We start from the raw sequence: 24999 nt of genomic DNA, 5'->3' as shown, positions 1-24999 counted from the left end.
GCATCAGGGATTTCACCGATAGAGAGACGTCCCGTCCGTCACCTAAATTACGGCCAGTCATACGATGACGTAAAAGTAGTCCGCAAAGCGCAATTTGCGTTTCCGTCCCTTGCCCTGCTCCCCCTGGAGCCGGAGGATGAGTCGCTGTGAAAATTCACCGCATCACGATCACCCCCATCGCTTTTCGCGACCCGCCATTGCTTAACGCGGCCGGCATTCACGAGCCGTATGCGCTGCGTTCGATCATCGAGATCGAGACCGATAACGGTCACGTGGGCCTCGGCGAAACCTATGGCGACGCACCGGTACTGGCGTTGCTTGAAAGCACCCGAGCGCACCTGATTGGCATGGATCCGTTTGACACAAACGGCTTGCGCGCCCGCGTCGCGGCGGTGGTGCGTCAGGGCGTGCGCGGTGAGCGCGTGGAATACGAACTCGCGCCGGGCACCGATCCGCGCAAGGACGCCGAGAAGATCTACGCCGCGTTCGAGGTGCCGTTCCTCGATCTGCAGGCGCGTCATCTGGGTATTCCGCTGGTCGAACTGCTCGGCGGCGCAGTCCGTCCCGAAGTGCCTTACAGCGCGTATCTGTTCTTCAAGTACGCGCAGCACATCGACATGCCGGCCACCGGTTATCCGCTCGACCCTTGGGGGGAAACGCTCAACGCCGAACAACTCGTTGCCCAGGCGCGCACGATGATCGACGCCCACGGCTTCGGCAGCATCAAGCTCAAGGCCGGGGTGCTCGAACCGTCGGAAGAGGTGAAGTGCATCAAGGCGCTCAAGCGCGCTTTCCCGGACAAGCCGTTGCGCATCGATCCGAATGGCAACTGGTCGCTTGCCACCGCGATTGCGATGGGCCGCGAACTCGCGGGCGATCTCGAGTACTACGAAGATCCTACGCCCACGCTGGAAGGCATGGCGGAACTGCATCGCGCCACCGGCATGCCGCTCGCCACGAACATGGTCGTGACCGACCTGCGGCAATTCCGCGAGAACGTGCGGCTAAACGGTGCGCAGATCATCCTTTCCGATCATCACTACTGGGGCGGATTGCGCGACACGCAACTGCTAGCGCGCATGTGCGAGACGTTCGATCTCGGGTTGTCGATGCATTCCAACTCCCACCTCGGCATCAGCTTGATGGCCATGACCCATCTGGCCGCCAGCGTGCCGCGCCTGTCGTACGCCTGCGATACGCATTACCCGTGGCAAGCGCCGGACGAGGAAGTCGTGCGCGGCGGCAAGATCGCCATTCGCAATGGCGCAGTCGCCGTGACGCGGGCCCCTGGGCTTGGTCTCGAGATCGATCAGGACCAGTTGGCCAAGTTGCACGAGCAGTTTCTGCGTTGCGGACTGCGCACTCGCAACGATGCCATCCAGATGCGCAAATACCAACCCGACTGGAGCGGCAGAGCCCCCCGTTTTTAGTCCCCCGTGAGCATGCAACAACGTTTCAAGCGAAGTCCAAGAAAACACACCACAAAAGGAGAAGTCGTGAGACATTCGAAATTGTTTGCCGGGCTCGTATTGGCCGGTCTCGCCGCCGGTGCCGTACCGGCGTTTGCGCAGTCGAACGTGACGCTGTACGGGATCGTCGACGATGCCATGACCTATAGCAGCAACCAGAACGGCAAGTCGAACACCTATCTGCGCAGCGGCAACCTGGCCGGTAGCCGCTGGGGCCTGCGCGGCACCGAAGATCTCGGCGGTGGCACCAAGGCGCTGTTCCAGTTGGAGAACGGGTTCGACATCAACAACGGCGCGTTCAGCTCGTCGGGCCAGATGTTCAATCGTCAAGCCTTTGTCGGCCTGAAGAACGACCGGCTCGGCACGGTTACCATCGGCCGTCAGTACACGCCGTACTACCTGATGGTCGGCACCATCGGCCCGACCACCTACGTGACGGGCGCGACCGGCGCACACCCGGGCGATATCGACGGTCTCGACACCACCATCCGCATCAACAACTCGGTGACCTACACGTCGCCGGTGATGTGGGGCGTGACGGCCAGCCTGCAATACGGCTTTGGCGGTCAGGCCGGTGCGTTCAGCAAGGGCAACACTTACTCCGGCGCGCTGCGCTACGACGGTGGCCCGCTCTCGCTGGCCGCCGGCTACCTGCGCCTGAACAACGTGGGTGGCAGCGGGGCGACGTGGAATGGTGCGTCGACCGGCACACCGGGTACGTCTTCCCTCAACCAGGGCTATGTCACCGCCGACGTGCTGCAGCACATTGCCGTGGCCGGCATCTACACGATCGGCAGCGTGACGCTGGGCGCGACTTACAGCAACGTGCAATACAAGCCGGGCGCGGCGTCGCTCTTCCATGACACCGCCATCTTCAACACGGCAGGCGTGCATGCGTCATGGGTCGTGTCGCCGCAGTGGCGTCTGGCGGCGGCGTATAGCTACACGGCGGCCTCGAAGGCGAACGGCATCACCGATGCCGCCACCTACCATCAGGTCTCGCTTGCGCAGGTGTATTCGCTCTCGAAGCGCACCTCGCTGTACGCGCTCGAAGCCTGGCAGCACGCCAACGGCAAGTCGCTCTCGGCCAATGCCGCGAGCATCATCAACGCCGGCCCGGCGGTTGGCGACTCGCAGAACAGCACGCCGTCGGCGACGAGTTCGCAAGTCGTCGGCATGCTGGGGATCCGCGTCGATTTCTGACGCGGGTTCGTCAGTAGGGAATCTGTCCGGGCTGGCGCCGTGCGCGTGCCGGCCCAGGCAGTCATGAGTGGTCGCGAGAAGTCGCACGAGGTGGTACTTTCGGCCGCCAATGCCTGATACCGATTAGGGGATGGCATTGGCGGTCGATTCTTATCGGTTGTCGTATGTATGCGACCGGCGATAAGGTAAACTGGGGGCGTTCTGTCGTCACCCATCACTCCAACCAACGCCATGTCCATGACCAGCCCGTTGCCCGCACGCCCTCGCCGCAAGTCTCGCAGCCTCACGGAAGAGGTGGTGAGCGCCTTGTCCGAGCAGATCCGCAGCGGGACGTTCCGCCCGGGCGACAAGCTGCCGACCGAGTCGGCCATCATGGAAAGCCTGGGCGTGAGCCGCACCGTGGTCCGCGAAGCGATCTCGCGACTGCAAGCTGCCCAACTGGTGGAAACGCGCCACGGCATCGGCACCTTCGTGCTCGAAGCGCCGCGCGAGAATTCGTTGCAGGTCGACACCAACCGCATCCTCACGATGCTCGACGTGATGGCGATCCTGGAGCTGCGTATTTCGCTGGAAACGGAAGCGGCCGGGCTGGCAGCGAATCGCCGTACCGACACACAGCTCAAGCTGATGCGTCAGGCGCTGGACGACTTTGAGATGCACGTGCGCCAACGTACGGGCAATGCGGTGACGGCCGACGTCGCGTTCCATCTGCAAGTGGCCAACGCTACCGGCAACCGCTATTTCCACGACATTCTCGAGCAGCTCGGCAACACGATCATTCCGCGTACGCGCGTGAATTCCGCCGAGCTCGCCGACGACGACCAGGTGTCGTATCTCAATCGCGTGAATCGCGAGCACGAAGACATCTACAACGCCATTGCGCGACACGATCCGGAAGCGGCGCGCGCAGCCATGCGCACGCACCTCACCAACAGCCGCGAGCGTCTGCGCCGGGCGCAGGAATCGGCCGGCCCGCAAGGGTAACGTCGCCGTCCGGGCAGCATGCGGGCATGGCGCGTTTGACGGTCGACGTTTGACGGCCAGTTGTGTTTCGCGGTCGCGCCGGCCGGCAGCCCCGCTACTCCGCGTCAGGGACGTCGATCGCGCGCGGCTTGCCGAATACCGGCAGCCCCCAGCCGAAACGAAGTGACGCGAGACGCAGCGCGACGCAGGCAAACGTGGCAAACCACGGCGTCCACCAGTCCGTCCATCCCGCATAGAAGAAGCCGACTTGCACGCCCGCGCCGACAAGCGCCGCCGAGGCATAAATTTCCCGGTCCAGAATGGATGGCACGCGCGATAGAAGCACGTCGCGCATGACGCCGCCACCGACCGCGCTCACGATCCCCAGCAGAATCGCCAATTCGGCGCTGTGACTGAAGGCCAGTGCCTTCTGCGCGCCCGAGACCGCAAACAGGCCGAGCCCGATCGCGTCGAAGAAGAGCACTGGCTGGCGCATCCGGCGAACCGGCGCGTAGGCGGCAATCACCACGGCGGATGCCAGCAACGACACCGCCAGATAGCGCCAGTTCGAGAGTCCGGTGGGCGGAATCGCGCCGATACAGACATCGCGGATGATGCCGCCGCCACACGCCACCATGAACGAAACCGCCGCAATGCCGAAGAGGTCGAGCCGCCGCTGACGCGCCGCGACCGCGCCGCTGAGCGCGAAGGCGAAGGTGCCGATCAGGTCGAGAACGAGATAGACCGTGTGGGCATTCATGCCGCTGCGTCGTGTTGGGCGAGCCACGCGCCGGCGGCGCACAGCATGGCCTCCAACCCGGTGCGCAGCGTTGGCTCGATGACCGGTGCGAATTTCGGCGAATGATTGCTCGGAATCTCGTTGATCCGCTTCGCCGCCACGGCACGCCGGAAGACCTCGGGATCGGTGCCGCCGACGAACCAGAAGGCATACGGCACGTTCCATTCACGGCCGAACACGCTGAAGTCTTCGCTGGCCGCTGCGGGCTGCGTTTCATAAACGCGCTCGCCGAAATGGGCTTCGAAGGCGGCAAGCAGGCGCGCGTGGGTCGCGGCATCGTTGACCGTAAGCGGGTAGCTCGACAGCGTTGTGAACTCCGGCTCGCGCGGGGCGTTCGAGGCGGCGCACTCCGCACAGCAGATACGACGGATCGCACCGAGCATATACTCGCGCACGTCTTCGTCGAATGTGCGCACATTGAGCTTGAGCGTGGCGTCGTCGGGGATGATGTTTTCTTTCGTTCCCGCCTGCAGGGCGCCGACGGTCAGCACCGCACTGTCGCGTGGCGAAATTTCGCGCGACACGATCGTCTGCAGGCGCAGCGTCGTGGACGCCGCCATGATGACCGGATCGATCGACGTCTGGGGCTGCGACCCATGCGAGCCACGGCCGAACAGCTTGACCTTGAGACTGTCGCCGGCGGAGAGAATCGTGCCGCTTCGATGGCCCACCGTGCCCGCCGCGCCGACCATCACATGCTGGCCGAGAATCACGTCGGGCTTCGGAAAGCGCTGCGTCATCCCATCGTCCATCATGCTGCGCGCCCCGCGGGCGACTTCTTCTCCAGGCTGGAACACGGCCATCAGGGTGCCGTGCCAGGCGTCGCGATGTTCGGCCATCAGTCGCGCGACGCCCATCAGCCAGGTCACGTGCATATCGTGACCGCATGAGTGTGCGACACCGACCTCGACGCCGTCTTCATCCTTCGCGCTCACCGTGCTGGCATAGGGCAGTCCGGTGGCTTCGGCCATCGGCAGCGCGTCCATGTCGGCACGCAGCATCACCGTCGGCCCGGCGCCGTTGCGCAGCACGGCCACCACCCCGGTCACGCCCACGTTGCGCGCGACTTCGTAGCCGAGCTTCTCGACGTAGTCCGCCACGATCCTTGCGGTGCGGACTTCCTGCATCGACAGTTCCGGATGCTGGTGAAGGTCCTTGTAGATCGCCTCGAGTTCCGGCAGTAGGCCGTCGATCGCGCCCGTCATCGTTTCGATCAGTGTCGACATGGTTGCCTTCCTTGGTTGCCGGCGTTCGCCAGCGCAGCCGGCGGGCTCGCAAGCCGATTTTCGGTTCCGGCTTTGAGTGCAGGTTTTCATTGTAGAGAAGAGTCCTCGCGCTTTCCAGCCGACTCGCTCGGCCACGTCGTTCCGCGGTCGCCCCCCCCTGGCGGGGCGACGACACACAGGAGCAGTCGCTCCGGCGGCACGGCGTTCCCAACAATTGTATTGGCCGAATACGCGCCTGCCAGCTAACCTGCAGGTGGTTTACCCTGTGGGAGGGCCAGATCAAGCCCCCCACTCGATTCCGCCGCCCCTCGGAAATGTTCGATGTCAGCCAACCCGCGAACGAAGGTACTGCAACAGATTCCACGAAGCGTGTGGATACTCGGTTTCGTCAGTCTGTTCATGGACATTTCATCCGAGATCATCCACAGCCTCCTGCCGATGTTTCTGATGGCAAGTCTCGGCGCCAGCGCGACGACGATCGGCGTGATCGAAGGGATCGCCGAAGCCACGGCCCCGATCGTGAAAGTGTTTTCCGGAACGCTCAGCGATTATTTGGGTAATCGCAAGTGGCTTGCGGTCATGGGATACGGTCTCGGTGCGATCAGCAAACCGTTGTTCGCCATCGCGCCCACGATCGGGGTGGTCGTGACCGCGCGCGTGCTCGATCGTGTTGGCAAGGGCTTACGCGGTGCCCCGCGCGATGCGCTGGTGGCCGACATTACGCCCCCCCATCTACGCGGCGCGGCGTTCGGCTTGCGACAGGCACTCGATACCGTGGGCGCGTTCCTGGGACCGTTGCTGGCGGTTGTCATCATGCTCGCAGGATCGGACAATTTTCGGCTGGCCTTCTGGCTGGCCATGATCCCCGGCGTGATCGCCGTGGCGCTGCTCACGCTGGGCATTGAAGAACCCGCTCACGACCGCGGGGCCAAGCGGGTCAACCCGATCCGCTGGGAGAATGCAAAACGCCTCGGACGCGACTATTGGTGGGTCGTCGGCGTGGGCGGCGTATTTGCGCTGGCGCGATTCAGCGAAGCATTCCTGGTGCTGCGGGCCATGGACAGCGGCGTGCCTGTCGCATGGGTGCCGCTGGTGATGGTGGCAATGAACGCCGTCTACGCGCTGTCGGCTTACCCGTTCGGAAAGCTCGCCGACCAGATGAGCCACACCCGATTGCTCATCGCGGGCCTCGTGATGTTGTTCGCATCCGACATCGTGCTCGCGCACGGCAACCATTGGACGATACTACTCGTCGGTGTCGCCCTTTGGGGATTGCATATGGGCATGACCCAGGGGCTGCTTGCCACGATGGTCGCCCAGACGGCGCCTGCCCAACTGCGGGGGACGGCCTTTGGTGTTTTCAACCTGGTGAGCGGCATCGTCACGCTCGGGTCGAGCGTCATTGCCGGCATGCTGTGGGATCGGGTCGGCGCCATGGCGACGTTTTACGCAGGCGCCATTTTTTGCGTGCTGACAGTGCTGATGCTGTTGTCACGACGCGTCACCGCACGCCCCTCCATCGGTTGACGCAATGGCGGAGGGGCAAAGCGACGTTGCTGGCCGATGCCGGTCGGTCCGCACCGCCCGCCCGTCGCTTGCGCCCCCCTTAACGTTAGATCATGCGTGCCCTTCCACCAGACGAGCCTCGTCTGGCACCCGGTCGTCAGGCGCATCCCGATTCAGCACTGCGCGGGCCCTGTTCATGTCAAGCGCCCCCTCCCAACGCGCGACCACGATAGTGGCTACACCATTGCCGATGAGGTTCGTCACCGCGCGCGCTTCGTTCAGGAATCGGTCGACGCCGAGCAAGAGGACCAGCCCGGACACCGGAATCTTATGCATGGTCGCCAGCGTCGCGGCCAGTGCGACAAAGCCCGCGCCTGCCACGCCGGCGGACCCCTTCGACGTGAGTAGCAACACGCCGAGCAAGAGCAGTTGGTCCCAGATCGTCAGGTGCACGTTCACGGCCTGTGCCACGAAGATTGCCGCCATCGTGAGGTAAATGGCCGTGCCGTCGGCGTTGAACGTGTAGCCGGTCGGCAGCACCATCCCCACCACAGGGCGCGAACAACCGAGCTTCTCCATCTTGAAGAGCATTTGCGGCAGAACCGCTTCGGTCGACGCCGTACCCAGCGTGATCAACAGTTCGTCTTTGATGTATCGGAGATACTTCCACAGCGACAGACCACAAAGACGCATCACACTGCCCAGCACGACGACAACGAACACGACCGACGTGAGATACAGGCACAACATCAGTTCGCCGAACGACGACAACGTACCGATTCCGTACTTGCCGACGGTAAAGGCCATGCCGCCGAAGGCACCGATCGGGGCGACATACATCACAATGCGAACCACGCCAAACATGCCCTGAAGGAACATGTCGAGCACATCGACGAACGGCGCCGTGCGGGGGCCGAGTTTCGCCAGCGAAATCGCGAAAAGGACCGAGAAGAAGATGATGGGCAGCATCTCGCCGTTGGCGAATGCCCCAACCACGCTGTTCGGAACGATGTTCATGAAGAAGTCGAGCATCGAATGTTGCTGCGCCGCGTGCGTGTAATTGGCGATCGCCTTGCCATCCAGGCTCGCGGGATCGATATTCATGCCCGAGCCGGGTTTGAGGAGATTGACCACCGCGAGCCCGATCAACAACGCGAAGGTCGACGCCACCTCGAAATACATGACGGCCTTGACGCCAACGCGCCCCGCCTCATGAAGGTCGGTCATGCGCGCAATGCCGACGACAACCGATGCAAAAATGATCGGTGCGAGCAGCATGCGAATCAGCTTGATGAAGAGATCTCCGAGCGGCTTGAGGTGGCTGCCGATGTCGGGGAAAAAGTGCCCGACAACAACACCGGCGAGAATGCCGATCAATACTTGTACGTAGAGCCGGGACAGGTACTTCCCAATCCTTGATGCACGCATGGTTGTCTCCTGTGCGCGATAACTGCTGGATGGCATCACGCCGCTGGCCGGCTGCGGCATGCCGCAGCGGTGCAGTGCGATGTCGACGATTGTTCTGTTGGTGAATTGCAGGGGCCGCGCCTTCCCTCCCGTGATGGCGCGGCGTGTGCCTCGCGAGAGTTATGCAGACAGCTTCTGCATCTCTGCATAGAGATCGGCCTTGCCTTCGAACCCAATGCCCGGCAAGTCCGGCATCGTGACGTAGCCGTTGTCGACGCGCACGCCATCGGGGAAACCGCCGTAGGGCTGAAACAGGTCGGGGTATGACTCGTTACCGCCGAGTCCGAGTCCGGCCGCGATGTTCAGCGACATCTGGTGGCCGCCGTGCGGGATGCATCGGCTCGGCGACCATCCGTGTTCGCGCAGCATGTCGAGCGTGCGCAGGTATTCGACCAGGCCGTAGCTCAACGCGCAGTCGAATTGCAGCCAATCGCGATCGGCACGCATGCCGCCGTAACGAATCAGATTGCGGGCGTCCTGCATCGAGAACAGGTCCTCGCCCGTGGCCATCGGCTTGTCGTAGTAGTTGCGCAACGTGGCCTGCAGCTCGAAATCCAGGGGATCGCCCGGCTCTTCATACCAGAACAAATCGTATTGCGAGAGCGCCTTGGCATAGGTCACCGCCGTATCGAGATCGAATCGACCGTTTGCGTCGACCGCCAGCTTTTGACCATCACCCAGCACGCTCAGGATCGAATCGATACGACGCAGATCCTCATCGAGCGATGCGCCGCCAATCTTCTTCTTCACGACGGTGTAGCCACGGTCGAGATAGCTGCGCATTTCGTCTTTCAGCTTCTGGTGGTCCTGCCCTGGGTAGTAATAGCCACCGGCGGCGTAGACGAAGATCTTGCGGTCCGGCTGGCCGTTGCCGTAGCGATCCGCAAGCAGTTGGAACAGCGGCTTCCCCTCGATCTTCGCAACGGCGTCCCACACCGCCATGTCGATGGTGCCGATCGCCACCGAACGCTCGCCGTGCCCACCCGGTTTCTCATTGGTAAACATCGTGGCCCAGATCTTGTGGGGATCCAGGTTGTCGCCGGCGTCATTCACCAGCGACGCCGGGTCGGCTTCGAGCAAGCGGGGGATGAAGCGCTCACGCATCAACTTGCCCTGCCCGTAGCGGCCGTTGGAGTTGAAGCCATAGCCGACGACAGGTTTGCCGTCGCGGATAACGTCGGTCACGACGGCGACGAGACTCAGCGTCATCTTGCTGAAGTCGATATAGGCGTTACGGATGGGGGAGCTGATAGGTACGGTCTTTTCGCGGATATCAACGATTCTCATGGTGTCTCCTCTAGGCGCATGGCGCGTTGCGACGGCAACGTGCTGATCGAGACGTCAGCTTATGCGTCCGCGACTAGGTTAAGATTCACCAAAAATCACATCTTTATTTACTTACAGTGAAGAATGACATCGCATCGCCGCTTGAATTCTTTGTGCTGCTGGCCCGGCACGGCAGCTTGACGGCGGCGGCGCGCGAGTTGGACCTGACGCCCCCGGCCGCCACGAAACGGCTGGCGCAGCTTGAAGCGAGACTGGGGGTGCGGCTGGTCAATCGCACGACGCGAAGCATCAGCCTGACGACGGAAGGCGAAACTTACCTGCACCATGCGACGCGCATCCTGGCCGAGATTCGAGAGATGGAGGATGCGGTGTCGTCGAGCCGTTCGGTGCCGCGGGGCCTGTTGCGCGTCAACGCGCCCATGGGGTTCGGGCGCACCGTGATTGCGCCGCTCCTTTCCGAATTCGCCAAGCGGCACCCCCACGTGGAAGTGCAATTGGACGTGACGGATCGGCCGGTGGATCTCGTGGAGAGCGGGATGGATCTCGCGATCCGTTTTGGCACGCTGCCGGACAAGCGATTGATCGCGCGACGCATCATGGTCAATCGACGATTTCTGTGTGCTTCACCGCGCTATCTGGAGCAGCACGGCACGCCGCAAAGTTTGGCCGATCTTGCGCATCACAACTGCATCGTGCATCGTCAGAACGACGATGCTTACGGCGTCTGGCGTCTCGTGTGCGACGGGCGCAACGAGGCGATGAAGGTGCACGGAACGATGTCGAGCAACGATGGTGACATCGTGTTGGGATGGGCGCTCGACGGCCATGGCATCTTGATTCGCTCCGAATGGGACCTGGCGAAATATGTGGAGAGCGGGCGACTACGCGTGGTGCTCCCCGAACACGTTCAGCCGGATGCCGATTTGTTCGTGTACTACCCGAACAAACTGAATCAGTCGGCACGCGCACGCGCGTTCATTGATTTTCTCGTTGAACGCTTTGGTCACCACGCGCTCAGGTAGTCGCGCGCCTCGGCACGGCGGCATGAGTGTTGCGCGAAACTGCCGACTAGTGAGCCGCTCAACAACGAAGGCCCAACTTCACCGGGGCAAATTCCTCTACACCGTTTTGAAGCTTCCTCGATATTGCTGAGGCGTGACGTTGAGTCGCCGCTGAAACGCGCTGCGCATATGGTCGGGACTGGTAAAACCACAGTCGAACGCGATGGACTTGAGGGCCGTGTCGGTGGATTCCAGAAGTTTGCGAGCTTGATCCAGGCGAACCCCTTCCACGAATTCATGCGGGGTTACGCTCAGCTCACTCACGAAGAGCCGCGCAATGCTACGCGGGCTCACACCGCCGATATCAGCGAGCCGCTCAACCGGGAACGCCTCGCGGATATGTTCCATGACATAGGTTTGCACCTTGCCCAGCGGGGTTTCCGGGTCACGTGCCGAGATCAGCAGGGGGCTGAACTGGGATTGGCCTCCCTGGCGCTGCGCGATAACAACGAGCGCCTTGGCGCATGCGAGAGAAAGCGCAGGTCCGTGATCTTCACCAACCAGAGAGAGGCTGAGGTCAATGCCGGCCGTCACGCCGGCGGAGGTCACCAAGCGATCGTCACGAGAATAGATCCGGTCATGCTCCACCCGCGCTGCAGGGAACTGCGTTGCGAGCTGCTCCGAACAAATCCAATGCGTCGTGACGGTTCGGTCATCGAGCAGTCCGGCATGGCCTAGCGCAAAAGCGCCCGTGCAAATCGAGCCATATCGCTGGGCCGCGACACCCCATCGCCTCAGCCATGCCGACAAGGCATCGTCGGGTGGACTTGCGGGAAGGTGCGGGCCGCCGGCCACCAGCACCGTGTCAAAAGCGCGGTCTGCCTGATCGAAGCTCAGATCAGCCATCATCCACATGCCGTTGGAACTGCGCAGGCGCTGTGTGGTGCCTGCCACCAGGACGCATTCGTAATGGTCCTGTTCCGGCAAGAAGCCATTGGCTGCGGCGAAGACATCGAGCGGGCCGGCCACGTCAAGCGCTTGAACGCCGTCGAATATGACGACTGCAACTTCTCTCTTTGCCATCGGTACCCGTGTCCTCGCGCCAAGATTGATCCGTTTTTCGGACGCCAATTCGCCCGAAACGCCGCTGGCAGTTTATCACTCACGCTTGGCGGTTTTTCGCGGGTCAATGCGATTGCTGCCACGCCGGATTGTCGCGATGATGACTAGGTCGGCTGCGAAGTCCTAGTCGGGCGCCAGCCAAACCACGCATTCGATCCACGGCAAGGGCCGTCAGCACCGTCGCTGGCGCATTCATCCGATACCCGCCGTGTCCGCTATCTACGGAGAACCATCTTGACCCACCCTCATCATGCAACACCGGCCATCAATGGCATTGCCATTCCCGACAGCGCCTTGGCCCGGGCGATCACCGAATTTGTGCGCGATACCGAGACCGAGCTGCTGTTCAACCATTCGAGCCGGGTCTATTTCTTCGGCGCCCTCGCCGGACAGCAACGCGGGTTGACCTTCAATCCGGAGCTGCTTTACGCGGCGACGATGTTCCACGATGTTGGTCTGATGCCGTCGCACAGCAGCGCTGACCTGCGCTTCGAAGTGGATGGGGCGAACGCCGCCCGCGACTTCCTGCAAAGCTACAAGCTCGACCCCGCCGACATTGAAAAGGTGTGGACCGGCATTGCGCTGCACACCACGCCGGGCGTACCCGAATTCATGCATCCGGTGATCGCCCTTACCACGGCGGGCGTTGAGATGGACGTGTTGGGCCTGACCTATGACCGCTATCCCGCGGACATCCGTGAGGCCGTGGTCGCCGCCTTTCCACGCACCCCCGCCTTCAAGGAAGACATCATCCAGGCCTTCTACGACGGCATCAAGCATAAGCCCGACACCACATTCGGCAACGTCAAGGCAGATGTGATCGCCGACAAGGCGCCGCACTTCCATCGCGGGAATTTCTGCTCCGTCATCCGCTGCTCACACTGGCACGGCTAAGCCTCTTCCCCCAAACCATTTATTCAATGAGAAATACGATGACTGTCTCTGTATCCAACTCGATCTCTAACGTAATCCTCGTTCACGGCGCCTGGGCTGATGGCTCCAGCTGGGCCAAGATCATCCCTCTGCTGGCCGCCAAGGGCATGGCCGTGACTGCCGTCCAGCTTCCGCTCACCAGTTTCGAGGCCGATGTCGCAGCGGTTGGCCGTGCCATCGCGCTGGCGCAGGGCGATGTGGTTCTGGTGGGGCACAGCTATGCGGGCGCGGTGATCGGGCAGGCAGGCAACGATCCCAAGGTCAAACGACTCGTGTACATCGACGCCTTTGCCCCGGATGCGGGGGAATCAGCCGGCTCGCTCTTCGCCCAGTTCGAAGCCGCCCCGCTCAACGACGAAATCAGACCCGACGCGCAAGGGTTCCTGTCGCTCACCGCCAAAGGCGTCGCCACCCTGTTCGCACAGGACCTCGCCCCCGCCGAGCAGACCGTCGTCCATGCCACGCAAGGCCCGATCAACGGCGCGGCGCTCGGCGGCACGCTGACGCAGGCCGCATGGCGCAGTCGTCCCACCTTCTACCTGATTGGCGAAGACGATCAGGCCATCCTGCGAGTGGATCAGGAACGCATGGCCGCGCGCTTGAATGCCACGGTCAAGCGTGTCGCTTCCAGCCATGTCCCGATGTTGTCACATCCCGTTGTCGTCGCTGACTTCATCCTTCAGGCCGCCGCCTGACATCACTGCAGCCCGTCATACCCGCGCTGCCAGCCTGTTTCAGGAGCCGTTTCATGAACACCTTTTCGAACACCGTCAAACTGCACGTCGAGGATCTCGGGATCAACGCTCCAGCGCTCGTGTTCCTGCATTACTGGGGCGGGTCGTCGCGCACGTGGCGGCACGTCACGCAGCGCCTTGGGCCCGCTTTTCGCACCATCGCGCTCGATCAGCGCGGCTGGGGCCAATCGGACAAACCACCTGGCGGTTATACGCTAGCGGCTCTGGCCGACGATGCCCAACGGCTGATCGAAAGTCTCGGCCTCGATCATTACCTCTTGGTCGGGCACTCGATGGGCGGCAAAGTCGCGCAACTGCTGGCGTCGCGCCACCCAGCAGGACTGGCAGGGCTGGTGCTGGTCGCGCCATCGCCGCCATCTCCGATGAACGTACCGCTGGCAGTCAGGCAAGACATGGTCAACGCCTACGACAGCCGGGGAAGCATCCTGGCCACCGTCCGGCAGGTGCTGGCAGCCAGTCCTCTTCAGCCGGACGATCTGGAAACCGTCGTGCAGGACAGCCTGCGCGGAGCGCCCGCTGCCAAAGTGGCATGGCCGCTGGCCGCCAGCCAGGAAGACATCAGCGCGCAAGCCGCACTGATTCGCGTTCCCACCCTCGTCATTTCCGGCGAAAAAGATCAGGTCGATCCCCCTGCCGTGCTGCAGCAGGAGTTGATGACGCGCATACCGCACGCCACATTGCATATTCTGCCGGGCATCGGCCATCTCTCGCCCCTGGAAGCACCGGGCGACCTGTCAGACCTGATCCGGGGCTTTGCCACGCCGTTAGTGGCTGCAACGCCCGCACTGATCGAGCCTGCGGAAGCGCCTCCTGCCGAGCGCAACATGATCGCGGGCACCGGGCAACGCGTCGCACCGCATCGCAGCGATGACGAAGACTTCGCCACGACACCATAGACCGCATGTCACCGTCTACTTGCCTATCCAAGGATTACGCCATGTTTCAGACCCAGATCATTACCATTCCGATCTTGCCTTTCGGCATGGTCAACGCCCATCTCATCCGCAGCGAGGCCGGTTGTGTACTCATTGACACCGGCATTCCCGGATCGGAGCTCAAGATCGGCAAGGTGCTCGCCGAACACGGCCTGACGTTTCGCGACATCAAGTTGATCGTTGTCACGCATGCGCATACCGATCACGCCGGCAGCGCGGCACGTGTGCGCGCATTGTCGGGCGCGCCCATTCTGGCGCATCAGAATGACGCGGATTTTTACAGCCGCAAGGAGCCGATGACCTATTGCACGACGAGTTGGGTCGGCAAGCTGTTTCTCAAGACGCCAGTTCCGCATGAACCGTACGAGGGCTTTGTTCCGGACATCATGATGACCAACGGCCACACGGTGAACCTGCTCGACTTCGGGGTTGATGGCATCGTGCGGCATACGGGCGGCCATACGCCCGGCTCGATTGCCGTGGAGCTGTCGTCCCAGGACATGATGGTTGGCGACCTGATCGCCTCAGGCATTCTTATCGGTGGTGTGATCCGAAAGGGGCGAGCCATTCGGCCGCCGTTCGAAGATGATCCCGCCATTGTGTCGCGTGAATTGATTCGAATGGTGCAGAGCGGCGGCAAGCGGTTCCACATGGGGCACGGTGGGCCGTTGGAGGTTCGCGAGGTGCTGCGCCATGCCCAAGCGCTTGCGAAGCTGGCGGGCAATCCGTGCGTGTCTGGCCAATGCAAACACCTGCATCACTAGCCCTTTCCAGCATCGGCAATGCGCGCTCGTCAAAAATGCGCTCATGCCACCGGCTCCCATGTCCGCGACCGGTTGCGGATTCAACCGGGCAGCCGTTCGTCTTGAACGGGGACGGACAGCCACGCGATGCGGTAGCTCACACGAACGGCGCGGCGAGTCCTTCCGTGTCGAGCACGCGCTGGATCGCTGGCCGGGCGAGCATTCGTTGCAAATACTGGCCGAGTGGCGGCCACTCGCGTGCCGGTTTCGCAAAGCCCCTTGTCCATCGGCAGAGCATCCATGCATAGGGATCGAGGATCGAGTATTTATCGCCCAGCAACCAAGGGCCACCGCTCGATTGAAGTTGCAACGCCAACTGTTCAAGCAACGTACCCACCTTCGATTCGGCGTGCGCCCGCACTTGGTCCGCGCCTGCAACGTTGCCGGCGTCCACCCAACGGTCCGGGTAAAAATAGACAATCAACGCGGCTTGAAGCGTATTCGTCAACCACATGAGCCACTTGTAAAACTGAGCACGTTCCGGCGTGGCCAGTTTGGCTGCCATCTCGCTTTCAGGATATGCGTCTGCCAAGTGCAGGCAAATGGCGGCCGTCTCATACAGCACCATGTCGCCATCAACCAACACCGGAATCAATCCGTTGGGGTTCAGGCGCAGATAATCCGCAGATTTGTGTTCATCGTGTTTGCGATCAACAAGCACCAATTCGAATGGCCGGCCGATTTCCTCCAGAACGATATGAGGGGCCATGCTTGCGTTGCTCGGGTAATAAAACAGTTTCGGGACGGTCATGTCTTTCATCGATTTCCGATGCCTGGGGTCGTTCTCAGAATATTAATGCGGCAATTCTCAACGGACCATGTTGCTGACATGGGTGAGCCGCGCAACGCTGTGAACGAGCGGCACTTGGCATCGCACAAGCATCTGCATGGACGTGCCGCGTAACAACGGCAGAAAAAGAAAAAGCCCTGACAAGTCAGGGCTTTTGAATTTTGGAGGCGGGAGTCGGAATCGAACCGGCGTACACGGCTTTGCAGGCCGCTGCATGACCACTCTGCCATCCCGCCATTGGGATATGCCGCATTGTAACCGCTCGCTGTTGCCATCGAGGGCGCCCTTCGGATCGATCGCCGCGGGCTTTTCGGCAAATAAAAAGGGAAGCCAGGCTTCCCTCTGGATTTGGAGCGGGAGACGAGTCTCGAACTCGCGACCTCAACCTTGGCAAGGTTGCGCTCTACCAACTGAGCTACTCCCGCATGACACCGAACACCAAGGATTGCTTCACTCAATGCCCAGTGTGAAAACTGGAGCGGGAGACGAGTCTCGAACTCGCGACCTCAACCTTGGCAAGGTTGCGCTCTACCAACTGAGCTACTCCCGCATTGTCATGCGTACTACCAATCCAACCGCTTCTTAAAACTTCGCTGCCGGGCTGGCGCCGTAGCAGCGAGAAGGAGATTATGTCCAAACCGTGATTCAGTGTCAAGCATCCACACCGAAAATTTGTGAAGATTGTTCTCCTTCACCGCGCAAATCCCGCGTCTTCAGGGACTTGCACTCACATCTTGCCCGCGCCCCGCTCTCGAATCTGCGGCCACGCGCGGCGCAGATAATACATCATCGACCACAACGTGAGAATCGCCGCCACGTAGATCAACCACATCCCCCAGAACCGCGAGTCGAAGTGCCACGCCCCCCAGACCACCGTGCCGTTGAACAGCAACAACGGAATCGCCACCATCTGCGCCGCCGTCTTGACCTTGCCCAACTGATGCACCGCCACGCTGCGCGACGCGCCAATCTGCGCCATCCACTCCCGCAACGCCGAAATCGTGATCTCCCGGCCAATGATGATCAACGCCACCAACGCATTGATCCGTCCCATCTGCAACAGCATCAGCAGCGCCGCCGCGACCATCAGCTTGTCTGCCACCGGGTCCAGGAACGCGCCGAACGCCGATGTCTGATTCCAGCGTCGTGCCAGAAAGCCGTCGAACCAGTCGGTCAGCGCCGCCAGCACAAAGACGCCGCACGCCACCCAATTCATCTCGACCGGCGACAACCAGGTCGTCGGCACGTAATAGACGCCGACCACCAGCGGGATCAGCACGATCCGGAGCCAGGTCAGTAATATCGGGACGTTAAAGGGCATGGCAGCATGAGTTCGGCAAACGGCGGTCGACACACGGCGCCCTCGGCAGCCGTACCAGACCCGCATTGTGCCGTGTCTGCCCCGTAGCGACAAGGCCGAGCCGCCGCGCAGCGGTTGACATGTGCGTCGGTGTGCCCCTATCTTGCTTGCAACCCTCCGCCAATAGCGCCGATCTCGTGAAACCGCCCTGGCCCTTGCCCACCCTACGACGACCGCTGCTGTCACCCCACATCCTCATCGCGGTACTGGTCGGGACCGACGGCCTGCTGCTCGTCGCCTCCGTGCTGCTGCGCGTGCCCGGCTCACTGCTCATCGATCTCTTCGTGCGCGGCGATCTCTCGGCACTCGCACGCATCGAAGCCAGCCACCTGCCCCGACTGCTCTTCGGCTTGAACGCCATCGAGCGCATCGACTTCTCGCATCTGCCCCGTGCGCTCGCCGGCCTGTCGCTCATCGCGCTCGCCTGCGGACTCGTCATCCGCGCGCGCACCGCCTGGGCCTTCACGCTCGTCATGCTCGTGCTGGCCGCCGCCATCAATTTCCACCTGAACATTCGCTTCGACCTGACGTTCGCGCTCTCGCTCGCCTGCATTGCGCTGCTGCTCTGGTACTGGCGGGAATTCGACCGCGCCAGCTTCGCGGCAGCCACGCTCTACACGCTCGTCGCCGTGTTCGCGCTGCTCGTCTACGCCACGTTCGGCACCATGTATCTCGGCCACGAGTTCGCACCGCCCGTCACCGACCTGGCCACGGCGTTCTACTTCGCCATCGTCACGATGACGACCGTCGGCTACGGCGACATCGTGCCGCACAGCGTCGACGCACGCTTGTTCACCGCCTCGGTCATCGTCTTCGGGATCAGTGTCTTCGCAACGTCGCTGACCGTCGTCATCGGCCCGCTCGTCGGCGGCAACCTAAAGAAAATTCTCTCGGGGAGGTTCACTCACGTGATACGAAAGAACCACTTCATCGTGGCCGGCGCATCGCCGCTCGCGATCAACGTGCACCACGAACTCACCAAGCGCGGCTGGCCGGTCACCGTCATCATCGCGAGCGGGAGCGACAACCCGTATCCCGAGGAGGCGGATGTCATGCGCGGCGATGCCAGCGACAACACCGTGCTCACCCACGCCGGCATCGAACACGCCAAGGCCGTGCTCGCGCTGCGGGCCGACGACTCGGAGAACGCCTTCATCGTGCTCGCCGCGAAAGAGATCGCGCCAACGGTGCGCACCATCGCGTCCGTCAACGACAGCAAGCACCTGAGCAAACTCAAACGTGTTCAACCCGACATGATTTTTGCGCCACCCGTCGTCGGCGGCGAGCTTCTCGCCCGCACGCTGTCCGGCGAGACCGTCGACAACGAGACCGTCATGCGCCTGCTGTTCCACGGCGATACGTGACGCGCTGCGTGCGTCAGTGCAGTTGGCGATAGATCTGCTCGGCGAGCGTTGTCGAAATGCCGTCGACACTGGCCAGTTCGTCCACGCTGGCCGACGCCACTCCTTGCAACCCGCCGAACCGCATCAGCAGGCGCTGACGGCGCTTCGCTCCGATGCCCTCGATCTCCTCGAGCCGTGACGTCTGACGCGCCTTCGCGCGCTTGGCCCGCATGCCCGTGATCGCAAACCGGTGCGCCTCGTCACGAATCTGCGCGATCAGCATCAGCACGGCACTCTCGCGCCCCAATTCCAGCGGCGCGCGTCCATCGGCAAAGATCAGCGTCTCAAGCCCCACTTTGCGGCCCTCGCCCTTCGCCACGCCGACCAATCGACCGATGTCGATGCCCAGTTCGACGAACACCTGGCGCGCCACCTCGACCTGCCCCTTGCCGCCGTCGATCAGCACGAGCTGCGGCAAATTGGCCTCCCCGTCAGACACTTCGGGAGCCGCCGATGCGCCGCCGGCGTCGGAAGACTCGTCGGCCTGAAGCGCCGCCCCGTCGTCCGGCAGCACGCGCGTCTCGGCTTCGGCGCGCGCCACGTCGGCGGCCACGGAGGACGGATCGGCCGCATCGCTCACCTGGGCCGCCGCCTCCATCAAACGACCATAGCGGCGCGTGAGCACCTGGCGCATTGCCGCATAGTCGTCGCCCGGCGTAATGCCCGCGATGTTGTAGCGCCGGTATTCGCTCGTCTGCATCTTGTGATGATGGAACACCACGCACGACGCCTGCGTCGCCTCGCCTTGCGTGTGGCTGATGTCGAAGCACTCCACCCGCAGCCGCGCCGGATCGTCGATGTCGAGTCCGATCGTTTGCACCAACGCGTGCGTGCGCGCCTGCTGACTCCCCTGCTCCGTCAACAAGCGCGTGAGCGCGAGCTGCGCGCCCTGCTGCGCCATGTCGAGCCAGGCGCGCCGTTGCCCTTGCGGCTGACGCACCATCGCAATGCGCCGGCCCGCTTGCTCGGACAACGCGGCCAGCAACTCGTCGCTCGGCAACGCATGGCTTACGACCAGCACTGGCGGCACCGACTGTCCCAGGTAGTGCTGCGCGACGAAGGCTTCAAGCAAACGCGATTCGAGCGATGCCAACGGGGTATCCGACGGCATGTCGTTGACGATCTCGCGCGCCTGTGCGCCAGCATCGTCCGCGTTGGCCTCGGACGTGTCCGGCGCGAGCACCTCGTCCGGCTCGAATTCGTCGGCAATCCCACCTTCGACACCGCGCTCCACGTGCGCCGGGAAATACGCCTTGTCGCCGAGATGGCGCCCACCCCGCACCATCGCGAGATTCACACACGCGCGCCCGCCCGCATAGGCGACGGCGAGGATATCGGCGTCGACATCCCCTGCCGTCTCGACGGACTGCTGCTGCAGCACGCCCGAGAGCGCCTGCATCTGATTGCGCACCACTGCGGCCTGCTCGAACTGGAGCGCCTCGGCGTACGTCATCATTTTCGCTTCGAGCGCACTCAGCACTTCGCTCTGACGCCCCGAGAGAAACGCCGCCGCGTTATTCACATCGCGGGCGTAGTCTTCATCCTGAATGGCGCCCACGCAAGGCGCGCTGCACCGAGCGATCTGATGCAGCAGGCACGGCCGCGTGCGATTCGTGAAGACGGAGTCCTCGCAGGTGCGCAGTTGGAATACTTTCTGCAGGATCTGAATGCTCTCGCGCACGGCCCAAGCGCTGGGAAATGGTCCGAAATACTGTCCACGGCGATCCACCGAGCCGCGGTAGTAGGCCATGCGCGGATACTTGTGCTGCGTGAGCTTGAGAAACGGATACGACTTGTCGTCGCGAAACAGGATGTTGTAACGCGGATGCAACGCCTTGATCAGATTGTTCTCAAGCAGCAGCGCTTCGGTCTCCGAGCGCGTGACAGTTGTCTCGAGCTTCGCGATGCGCGCAACCATGAGCGCAATGCGCGGGGAAAGCTGCGTCTTGTTGAAGTAGCTCGACACGCGCTTCTTCAGATTGCGTGCCTTGCCGACGTACAGCACGCTGCCCGCCGCGTCGTAGTAGCGATAGACACCAGGCAGGTTCGGCAACTGAGCAAGCACCGTGCGGGCGTCGAACGCCGCGCTGTCGGGCGACGCCTCGACGGGGGGCTGCGCGGCATCGGCCGCCGTGGCGACCGCGGGGGCCGTGGCGGATTTGGCTTTGCGGGACTTGCGCGGCGGCGTGACGTCGTGGGCGTCTTCAGTCATGAACTCAGGCATCGGAGCGTCCCCGTGGGCGCGACCGTGCGATCGCGGCCGCACGCGCATCGTGCGCGACGGCATCGTCACGCGTCGCCAGGAGGCGCAGGGACTAGAATCCGAAGTTTAGACCAATCCGCGTTGCCGCTTCTCAATGTCCCTGCCCACTACGTTCTCGCCCGCCGCAAGTACCCTGCCTCTGGTGCCGCGCTGCGATCTGTTCTGCACCGTCGTCGACAATTTCGGCGACATCGGCGTGTGCTGGCGGCTCGCGCGACAACTCGTGCGCGAACACGGCTGGTCGGTGCGGCTGTGGGTCGACGACCTCGCGAGCTTCCGTCACCTGCGCCCCGACATCGATCCTTCCCTGGCCCGGCAACGCTGCGATGGCGTGGACGTGCGCCGTTGGGATGCCGACTTTGGCCCGATCACCGACGACAATGCGCCGGGCGATATCGTCATCGAAGCGTTTGCCTGCCAGATTCCCGACGCCTGCATTCAGGCGATGCATGTGCGCAAACAGGCGGGACACGCGCCGGTCTGGATCAACCTCGAGTACCTGAGCGCCGAAGACTGGGTCGAGGGATGTCATCTGCAAAAGTCGATACACCCGCAACTGGGACTCGTCAAAACGTTCTTCCTTCCGGGCTTCACGGAACGCACGGGAGGGCTCGCGCGCGAACGGGAGCTGTTCTCGCGACGAGACGCCTTCCTTGCGTCTCCCGAGCTTCGTGACGCCTGGTGGCAGCGCACGCTCGGACTCCCGGGCGCACCTAGGGACACGCTGGTGGTATCGCTCTTCACGTATGAAAACGCCGCGCTTCCGGCGTTGCTTGCGCAATGGGCCGCCAGCGAGACGCCCATCGTCTGCCTGGTCCCGCCAGATCGGATCGCACCGTCGGTCGGCGCATGGTTTGGCCGCGAGGCACTGGCGCCACGCGACTGCGCAACGCAAGGAGCGCTGACGGTGTACGGGCTACCCTTCGTTCCACAATCCGAGTTCGACGCGTTGCTGTGGGCGAGCGATCTTAATTTCGTGCGCGGGGAAGATTCGTTCGTGCGCGCGCAATGGGCGGCGAAACCGCTCGTCTGGCATATCTACCCGCAGGACGACAACGCGCACCACGTGAAACTCGACGCGTTTCTCGACCGCTATTTGAGCGATCTGAGCGCCGACTCGCCGGGAGCCGGTGCCTTGGGACATGACGCGCGCGAGGCGCTGCGCACTTTCTGGCATCTCTGGAACGGCTACGCCAGCACCCCACCCGACTGGCCGGCGCTGGCCGCTGCCCTACCCGAGCTCAATCGCCATGCCGGCGTGTGGGCAAGCCGGCAGGCGGCCCTCCCGGACCTCGCGCGACAGTTGGCAAGCTTCACCGAAAATCAGGTAAAATAGCTGGTTTTTCAACGCTTTGCTGCTGAACCTGCTGCACCGGACCGTTTCCAGGCGGGCGCGGGAATCAAGCGGCGAGTGGGCGTATGGAAGCGCTCAACAAGCGGCAAATCGCTTATTTCGTCACAGGATCTCGTTTTTTATGAAAACCGCTCAAGAACTCCGCGTCGGTAACGTCGTCATGATCGACGGTGAGCCCAATGTCGTGCTGAAGACCGAATACGTCAAGTCGGGCCGTAACTCCAGCGTCGTCAAGATGAAGTACAAGAAGTTGATGGGCGAAGGCCGTGGCGAATTTGCCTACAAGGCCGACGACAAGTTCGACGTCGTTGTGCTCGACAAGAAGGAAGTGACCTACTCGTACTTCGCCGACCCGATGTACGTGTTCATGGACGCCGACTACAACCAGTACGAAGTCGAAGCCGAAAACATGGGCGACGCGATCAAGTACCTGGAAGACGGCATGAAGTGCGAAGTCGTTTTCTACAATGAAAAGGCCATCTCGGTCGACCTGCCGACCTCGCTCGTGCGCGTTGTGGAATACACCGAACCGGCCGTCAAGGGCGACACGTCGTCGGGCCGCGTGCTCAAGAACGCCAAGATCAACGATTTGCTGGAAATCCAGGTGCCGCTGTTCGTCAGCACCGGCGACAAGATCGAAATCGATACGCGTACCGACGAGTACCGCAGCCGCGTCTAAGCGATTGCGACACCGCCCGCGCCGTCTACGGACGACGCGGCGCGATCTGCGCCCCGTCAGGCAACAAAAAAGCGCTCTTCCCGTCAGGGTCGAGCGCTTTTTTGTTTGGCGGGCGTGTCTCGCTTACGCGCCGAACGTCTCCGCGATCAGACGCTTCGCCGCCTGATATTCCGGCTGCGCGAGCATTTTTTCCCAGCCGTGCACCTTGCCGCGGCCCTGCAGATGCTTGATGCGGCGTTGAGACGCGGTATCGGGCACCGACTTCATCTCATGCAGCAATCGGTCCGCCTTTTCCGGGCTGTTGCAGATGAGGACCATGTCGCAGCCGGCCGCCATGGCGGCGTGCGCCGCCGTCACGACATCGCCGGCCGCGCTCGCCCCCTGCATCGACAGGTCGTCGCTGAAAATCACACCGTCGAACGCATACTTGCCGCGCAGGATCTCCTTGAGCCACTTGGCCGAGAATCCGGCGGGGTTCGGATCGACCTGCGGGTAAATCACGTGCGCCGGCATGACCGCCGCCAGCGACATGCCGAGCCAGTCATACGGCTGCGCATCGACGCTGAGGATCTCGTCGAGCGAGCGCTCGTCGACCGGAATTTCGTGGTGCGAGTCGGCTGCCACGAAACCATGCCCCGGGAAGTGCTTGCCGCAGTTCGCCATCCCCGCGAGAAGCAGGCCGTGATTGAGGCTCTTGGCCAGCATGGCCACCACGCGCGGGTCGGCGTCGAACGCACGATCGCCGATGACCGCCGACGTTCCGTAGTCCAGGTCCAGCACGGGCGTGAAGCTCAGGTCGATATCGCACGCGCGCAATTCGGACGCCAGCACATAGCCGACGGCCGTCGCCACGCGCGTAGCCTTGAACACGTCGTCGTGCCAGAGCTTGCCCAGCTTGCCCATGGCCGGCAGGTGCGTGAAGCCGTCGGTACGAAAGCGCTGCACGCGCCCGCCCTCATGATCGACAGCGATCACGATGTCGTCGCGCAGGTCGCGAATCTGCTTCGTGAGCGCGCACAGTTGCGCGCGATCGTCAAAGTTACGGGCGAACAGGATCACCCCCCCGGTCAACGGATGGTCGATGCGACGGACGTCGTCTTCGCTGAGGGTCAGCCCGACGACGTCCAGCATCACCGGGCCCGGCCTGCGCTTCGTCATTGCGTTTTCTCCGATGCAATATTGCGAATGTTGCCTACATTACGTGATGCGATCGCAAAGGCGACCGCGTACTCTTTCTCGTCCGTGATCGAAATCTCGATCGACAGTTGCCGCTCGGCCAGCCACTGCACCAACTCGCCCGACGCCACCACGACCGGCTTGCCGGACGGCGCATTGAGCGTTTGCACGGCACGCCACGTCATCGGCCACCGCATACCCAGCCCGATGGCCTTCGACACGGCCTCTTTCGCCGCGAAGCGCGTGCACAGATACGCGAGTCCGCGCACGGCGGACCGGCTCTGACGCGCGTGATAAACCTTGAGTTCCTCGGGCCCGAGCACGCGCTCGGCGAACCGCCCATGGGTGCGCGTCATGACGCCGACAACACGGCTGATCTGGAGGATGTCCGTGCCCACGCCGTAAATCACCGTGCCCCCGGCCTCAGGGCCAGCGGCATGCCCGCCTGGCGGCGGCACGTCGGGGGACGGGGGCGACGGCATCGTCGGATCGCTCATGGGCAGCG

Annotated in this window: 22 protein-coding genes and 3 tRNA genes; 12 read left to right on the top strand and 13 right to left on the bottom strand. The window is 62.8% G+C overall.

Annotation, left to right across the window (positions count from 1 at the left end):
* The first annotated feature begins 146 nt into the window (after positions 1-146).
* From PSO31014_RS05615 to PSO31014_RS05605, 3 genes are all read left to right on the top strand, one after another.
* The gene (locus PSO31014_RS05615) at positions 147-1430 is read left to right on the top strand and encodes a glucarate dehydratase family protein (protein ID WP_150550700.1); all 1284 of its coding nucleotides are present in this window, start codon (positions 147-149) and stop codon (positions 1428-1430) included.
* A 66-nt stretch (positions 1431-1496) separates the two neighbouring features.
* A complete protein-coding gene (locus PSO31014_RS05610) occupies positions 1497-2672 on the top strand; it encodes a porin (protein WP_246176263.1) in 1176 nt (391 codons plus the stop codon).
* A gap of 237 nt (positions 2673-2909) precedes the next feature.
* The gene (locus PSO31014_RS05605) at positions 2910-3656 is read left to right on the top strand and encodes a FadR/GntR family transcriptional regulator (protein ID WP_130026933.1); all 747 of its coding nucleotides are present in this window, start codon (positions 2910-2912) and stop codon (positions 3654-3656) included.
* Between the two features lie 94 nt (positions 3657-3750).
* Here the strand turns inward: PSO31014_RS05605 and PSO31014_RS05600 are convergent, their stop codons facing one another.
* Both PSO31014_RS05600 and PSO31014_RS05595 read right to left on the bottom strand, forming a co-directional pair.
* Positions 3751-4395, bottom strand: a complete 645-nt coding sequence (locus PSO31014_RS05600; protein WP_150550699.1) for a trimeric intracellular cation channel family protein — start codon at positions 4393-4395, stop codon at positions 3751-3753.
* A complete protein-coding gene (locus PSO31014_RS05595) occupies positions 4392-5660 on the bottom strand; it encodes a M20 family metallopeptidase (protein WP_150550698.1) in 1269 nt (422 codons plus the stop codon). Before PSO31014_RS05595 ends, PSO31014_RS05600 begins: the two co-directional genes overlap by 4 nt.
* Positions 5661-5981: 321 nt before the next feature.
* On the opposite strand from PSO31014_RS05595, the gene PSO31014_RS05590 reads away from it, so the two are divergent.
* Positions 5982-7187, top strand: coding sequence for an MFS transporter (locus PSO31014_RS05590; RefSeq protein WP_150550697.1), 1206 nt, complete (start codon positions 5982-5984; stop codon positions 7185-7187).
* Between the two features lie 90 nt (positions 7188-7277).
* Here PSO31014_RS05590 and dctA read toward each other — a convergent pair whose 3' ends face one another.
* Together dctA and PSO31014_RS05580 are read right to left on the bottom strand one after the other, a co-directional pair.
* Positions 7278-8594, bottom strand: coding sequence for a C4-dicarboxylate transporter DctA (gene dctA, locus PSO31014_RS05585; protein WP_150550696.1), 1317 nt, complete (start codon positions 8592-8594; stop codon positions 7278-7280).
* A gap of 159 nt (positions 8595-8753) precedes the next feature.
* A complete protein-coding gene (locus PSO31014_RS05580) occupies positions 8754-9920 on the bottom strand; it encodes a mandelate racemase/muconate lactonizing enzyme family protein (protein ID WP_150550695.1) in 1167 nt (388 codons plus the stop codon).
* A gap of 116 nt (positions 9921-10036) precedes the next feature.
* Between PSO31014_RS05580 and PSO31014_RS05575 the strand changes: the two genes are divergently transcribed.
* Positions 10037-10942, top strand: coding sequence for a LysR family transcriptional regulator (locus PSO31014_RS05575; protein WP_130026938.1), 906 nt, complete (start codon positions 10037-10039; stop codon positions 10940-10942).
* 96 nt (positions 10943-11038) lie between these two features.
* On the opposite strand, the gene PSO31014_RS05570 is transcribed toward PSO31014_RS05575, so the two are convergent.
* Complete coding sequence (locus tag PSO31014_RS05570) at positions 11039-12004, bottom strand: GlxA family transcriptional regulator (protein ID WP_150550694.1); 966 nt, start codon at positions 12002-12004, stop codon at positions 11039-11041.
* 273 nt (positions 12005-12277) lie between these two features.
* Between PSO31014_RS05570 and PSO31014_RS05565 the strand changes: the two genes are divergently transcribed.
* The 4 genes from PSO31014_RS05565 to PSO31014_RS05550 are packed head-to-tail and all read left to right on the top strand — an operon-like array spanning position 12278 to position 15430.
* Entirely contained in the window at positions 12278-12937 is a 660-nt protein-coding gene (locus PSO31014_RS05565; RefSeq protein ID WP_150550693.1) for an HD domain-containing protein, read from the top strand.
* A gap of 26 nt (positions 12938-12963) precedes the next feature.
* Positions 12964-13671, top strand: a complete 708-nt coding sequence (locus PSO31014_RS05560) for an alpha/beta fold hydrolase (RefSeq protein WP_246176261.1) — start codon at positions 12964-12966, stop codon at positions 13669-13671.
* Positions 13672-13724: 53 nt separating this feature from the next.
* Complete coding sequence (locus PSO31014_RS05555; RefSeq protein ID WP_150550692.1) at positions 13725-14627, top strand: alpha/beta fold hydrolase; 903 nt, start codon at positions 13725-13727, stop codon at positions 14625-14627.
* 41 nt (positions 14628-14668) lie between these two features.
* Positions 14669-15430 (top strand): MBL fold metallo-hydrolase, encoded by a 762-nt coding sequence (locus tag PSO31014_RS05550; RefSeq protein ID WP_150550691.1) that lies wholly within the window; start codon positions 14669-14671, stop codon positions 15428-15430.
* Positions 15431-15566: 136 nt separating this feature from the next.
* Here PSO31014_RS05550 and PSO31014_RS05545 read toward each other — a convergent pair whose 3' ends face one another.
* The 5 genes from PSO31014_RS05545 to pgsA all read right to left on the bottom strand — a co-directional run bounded on the left by PSO31014_RS05545 (position 15567) and on the right by pgsA (position 17580).
* Positions 15567-16220: a glutathione S-transferase family protein gene (locus PSO31014_RS05545; protein WP_150550855.1), complete on the bottom strand. Its 654-nt coding sequence runs from the start codon at positions 16218-16220 to the stop codon at positions 15567-15569.
* Between the two features lie 201 nt (positions 16221-16421).
* Positions 16422-16495: transfer RNA gene (locus PSO31014_RS05540), tRNA-Cys, on the bottom strand.
* A 113-nt stretch (positions 16496-16608) separates the two neighbouring features.
* Positions 16609-16684, bottom strand: a tRNA-Gly gene (locus PSO31014_RS05535).
* Positions 16685-16733: 49 nt separating this feature from the next.
* Positions 16734-16809: transfer RNA gene (locus tag PSO31014_RS05530), tRNA-Gly, on the bottom strand.
* Positions 16810-16986: 177 nt separating this feature from the next.
* Entirely contained in the window at positions 16987-17580 is a 594-nt protein-coding gene (gene pgsA / locus PSO31014_RS05525) for a CDP-diacylglycerol--glycerol-3-phosphate 3-phosphatidyltransferase (protein WP_150550690.1), read from the bottom strand.
* A 194-nt stretch (positions 17581-17774) separates the two neighbouring features.
* On the opposite strand from pgsA, the gene kch reads away from it, so the two are divergent.
* The gene (gene kch / locus PSO31014_RS05520; RefSeq protein WP_150550689.1) at positions 17775-18983 is read left to right on the top strand and encodes a voltage-gated potassium channel protein; all 1209 of its coding nucleotides are present in this window, start codon (positions 17775-17777) and stop codon (positions 18981-18983) included.
* Between the two features lie 13 nt (positions 18984-18996).
* Here kch and uvrC read toward each other — a convergent pair whose 3' ends face one another.
* Positions 18997-21234, bottom strand: coding sequence for an excinuclease ABC subunit UvrC (gene uvrC / locus PSO31014_RS05515; protein WP_246176259.1), 2238 nt, complete (start codon positions 21232-21234; stop codon positions 18997-18999).
* A 151-nt stretch (positions 21235-21385) separates the two neighbouring features.
* Between uvrC and earP the strand changes: the two genes are divergently transcribed.
* On the top strand, positions 21386-22621 hold the full coding sequence (earP, locus tag PSO31014_RS05510; protein ID WP_425494851.1) for an elongation factor P maturation arginine rhamnosyltransferase EarP: 1236 nt from the start codon (positions 21386-21388) through the stop codon (positions 22619-22621).
* A 139-nt stretch (positions 22622-22760) separates the two neighbouring features.
* Positions 22761-23318: an elongation factor P gene (gene efp / locus PSO31014_RS05505; RefSeq protein WP_150550687.1), complete on the top strand. Its 558-nt coding sequence runs from the start codon at positions 22761-22763 to the stop codon at positions 23316-23318.
* A gap of 123 nt (positions 23319-23441) precedes the next feature.
* Here efp and nagZ read toward each other — a convergent pair whose 3' ends face one another.
* Both nagZ and acpS read right to left on the bottom strand, forming a co-directional pair.
* Positions 23442-24476: a beta-N-acetylhexosaminidase gene (gene nagZ, locus PSO31014_RS05500; RefSeq protein ID WP_150550686.1), complete on the bottom strand. Its 1035-nt coding sequence runs from the start codon at positions 24474-24476 to the stop codon at positions 23442-23444.
* Positions 24473-24991 (bottom strand): holo-ACP synthase, encoded by a 519-nt coding sequence (gene acpS, locus PSO31014_RS05495; protein WP_281349070.1) that lies wholly within the window; start codon positions 24989-24991, stop codon positions 24473-24475. The genes nagZ and acpS overlap by 4 nt, the downstream gene beginning before the upstream one ends.
* Between the last annotated feature and the right edge of the window lie 8 nt (positions 24992-24999).

Origin of the sequence: Pandoraea soli, from assembly GCF_902459595.1 — a bacterium.
Lineage (GTDB): Bacteria > Pseudomonadota > Gammaproteobacteria > Burkholderiales > Burkholderiaceae > Pandoraea > Pandoraea cepalis.
The sequence above is the reverse complement of the archived record's forward strand: the minus strand, read 5'-3'. Positions and strand labels throughout refer to the sequence as shown.

Bases quoted from the DNA above. Each gene is read 5' to 3' on its own strand.
- PSO31014_RS05605 (WP_130026933.1), top strand. From the start codon at position 2,910: ATGACCAGCCCGTTGCCCGCACGCCCTCGCCGCAAGTCTCGCAGCCTC.
- PSO31014_RS05600 (WP_150550699.1), bottom strand. From the start codon at position 4,395: ATGAATGCCCACACGGTCTATCTCGTTCTCGACCTGATCGGCACCTTC.
- PSO31014_RS05595 (WP_150550698.1), bottom strand. From the start codon at position 5,660: ATGTCGACACTGATCGAAACGATGACGGGCGCGATCGACGGCCTACTG.
- PSO31014_RS05590 (WP_150550697.1), top strand. From the start codon at position 5,982: ATGTCAGCCAACCCGCGAACGAAGGTACTGCAACAGATTCCACGAAGC.
- dctA (WP_150550696.1), bottom strand. From the start codon at position 8,594: ATGCGTGCATCAAGGATTGGGAAGTACCTGTCCCGGCTCTACGTACAA.
- PSO31014_RS05580 (WP_150550695.1), bottom strand. From the start codon at position 9,920: ATGAGAATCGTTGATATCCGCGAAAAGACCGTACCTATCAGCTCCCCC.
- PSO31014_RS05570 (WP_150550694.1), bottom strand. From the start codon at position 12,004: ATGGCAAAGAGAGAAGTTGCAGTCGTCATATTCGACGGCGTTCAAGCG.
- PSO31014_RS05560 (WP_246176261.1), top strand. From the start codon at position 12,964: ATGAGAAATACGATGACTGTCTCTGTATCCAACTCGATCTCTAACGTA.
- PSO31014_RS05555 (WP_150550692.1), top strand. From the start codon at position 13,725: ATGAACACCTTTTCGAACACCGTCAAACTGCACGTCGAGGATCTCGGG.
- PSO31014_RS05550 (WP_150550691.1), top strand. From the start codon at position 14,669: ATGTTTCAGACCCAGATCATTACCATTCCGATCTTGCCTTTCGGCATG.
- PSO31014_RS05545 (WP_150550855.1), bottom strand. From the start codon at position 16,220: ATGACCGTCCCGAAACTGTTTTATTACCCGAGCAACGCAAGCATGGCC.
- pgsA (WP_150550690.1), bottom strand. From the start codon at position 17,580: ATGCCCTTTAACGTCCCGATATTACTGACCTGGCTCCGGATCGTGCTG.
- uvrC (WP_246176259.1), bottom strand. From the start codon at position 21,234: ATGACTGAAGACGCCCACGACGTCACGCCGCCGCGCAAGTCCCGCAAA.
- efp (WP_150550687.1), top strand. From the start codon at position 22,761: ATGAAAACCGCTCAAGAACTCCGCGTCGGTAACGTCGTCATGATCGAC.
- nagZ (WP_150550686.1), bottom strand. From the start codon at position 24,476: ATGACGAAGCGCAGGCCGGGCCCGGTGATGCTGGACGTCGTCGGGCTG.
- acpS (WP_281349070.1), bottom strand. From the start codon at position 24,991: ATGAGCGATCCGACGATGCCGTCGCCCCCGTCCCCCGACGTGCCGCCG.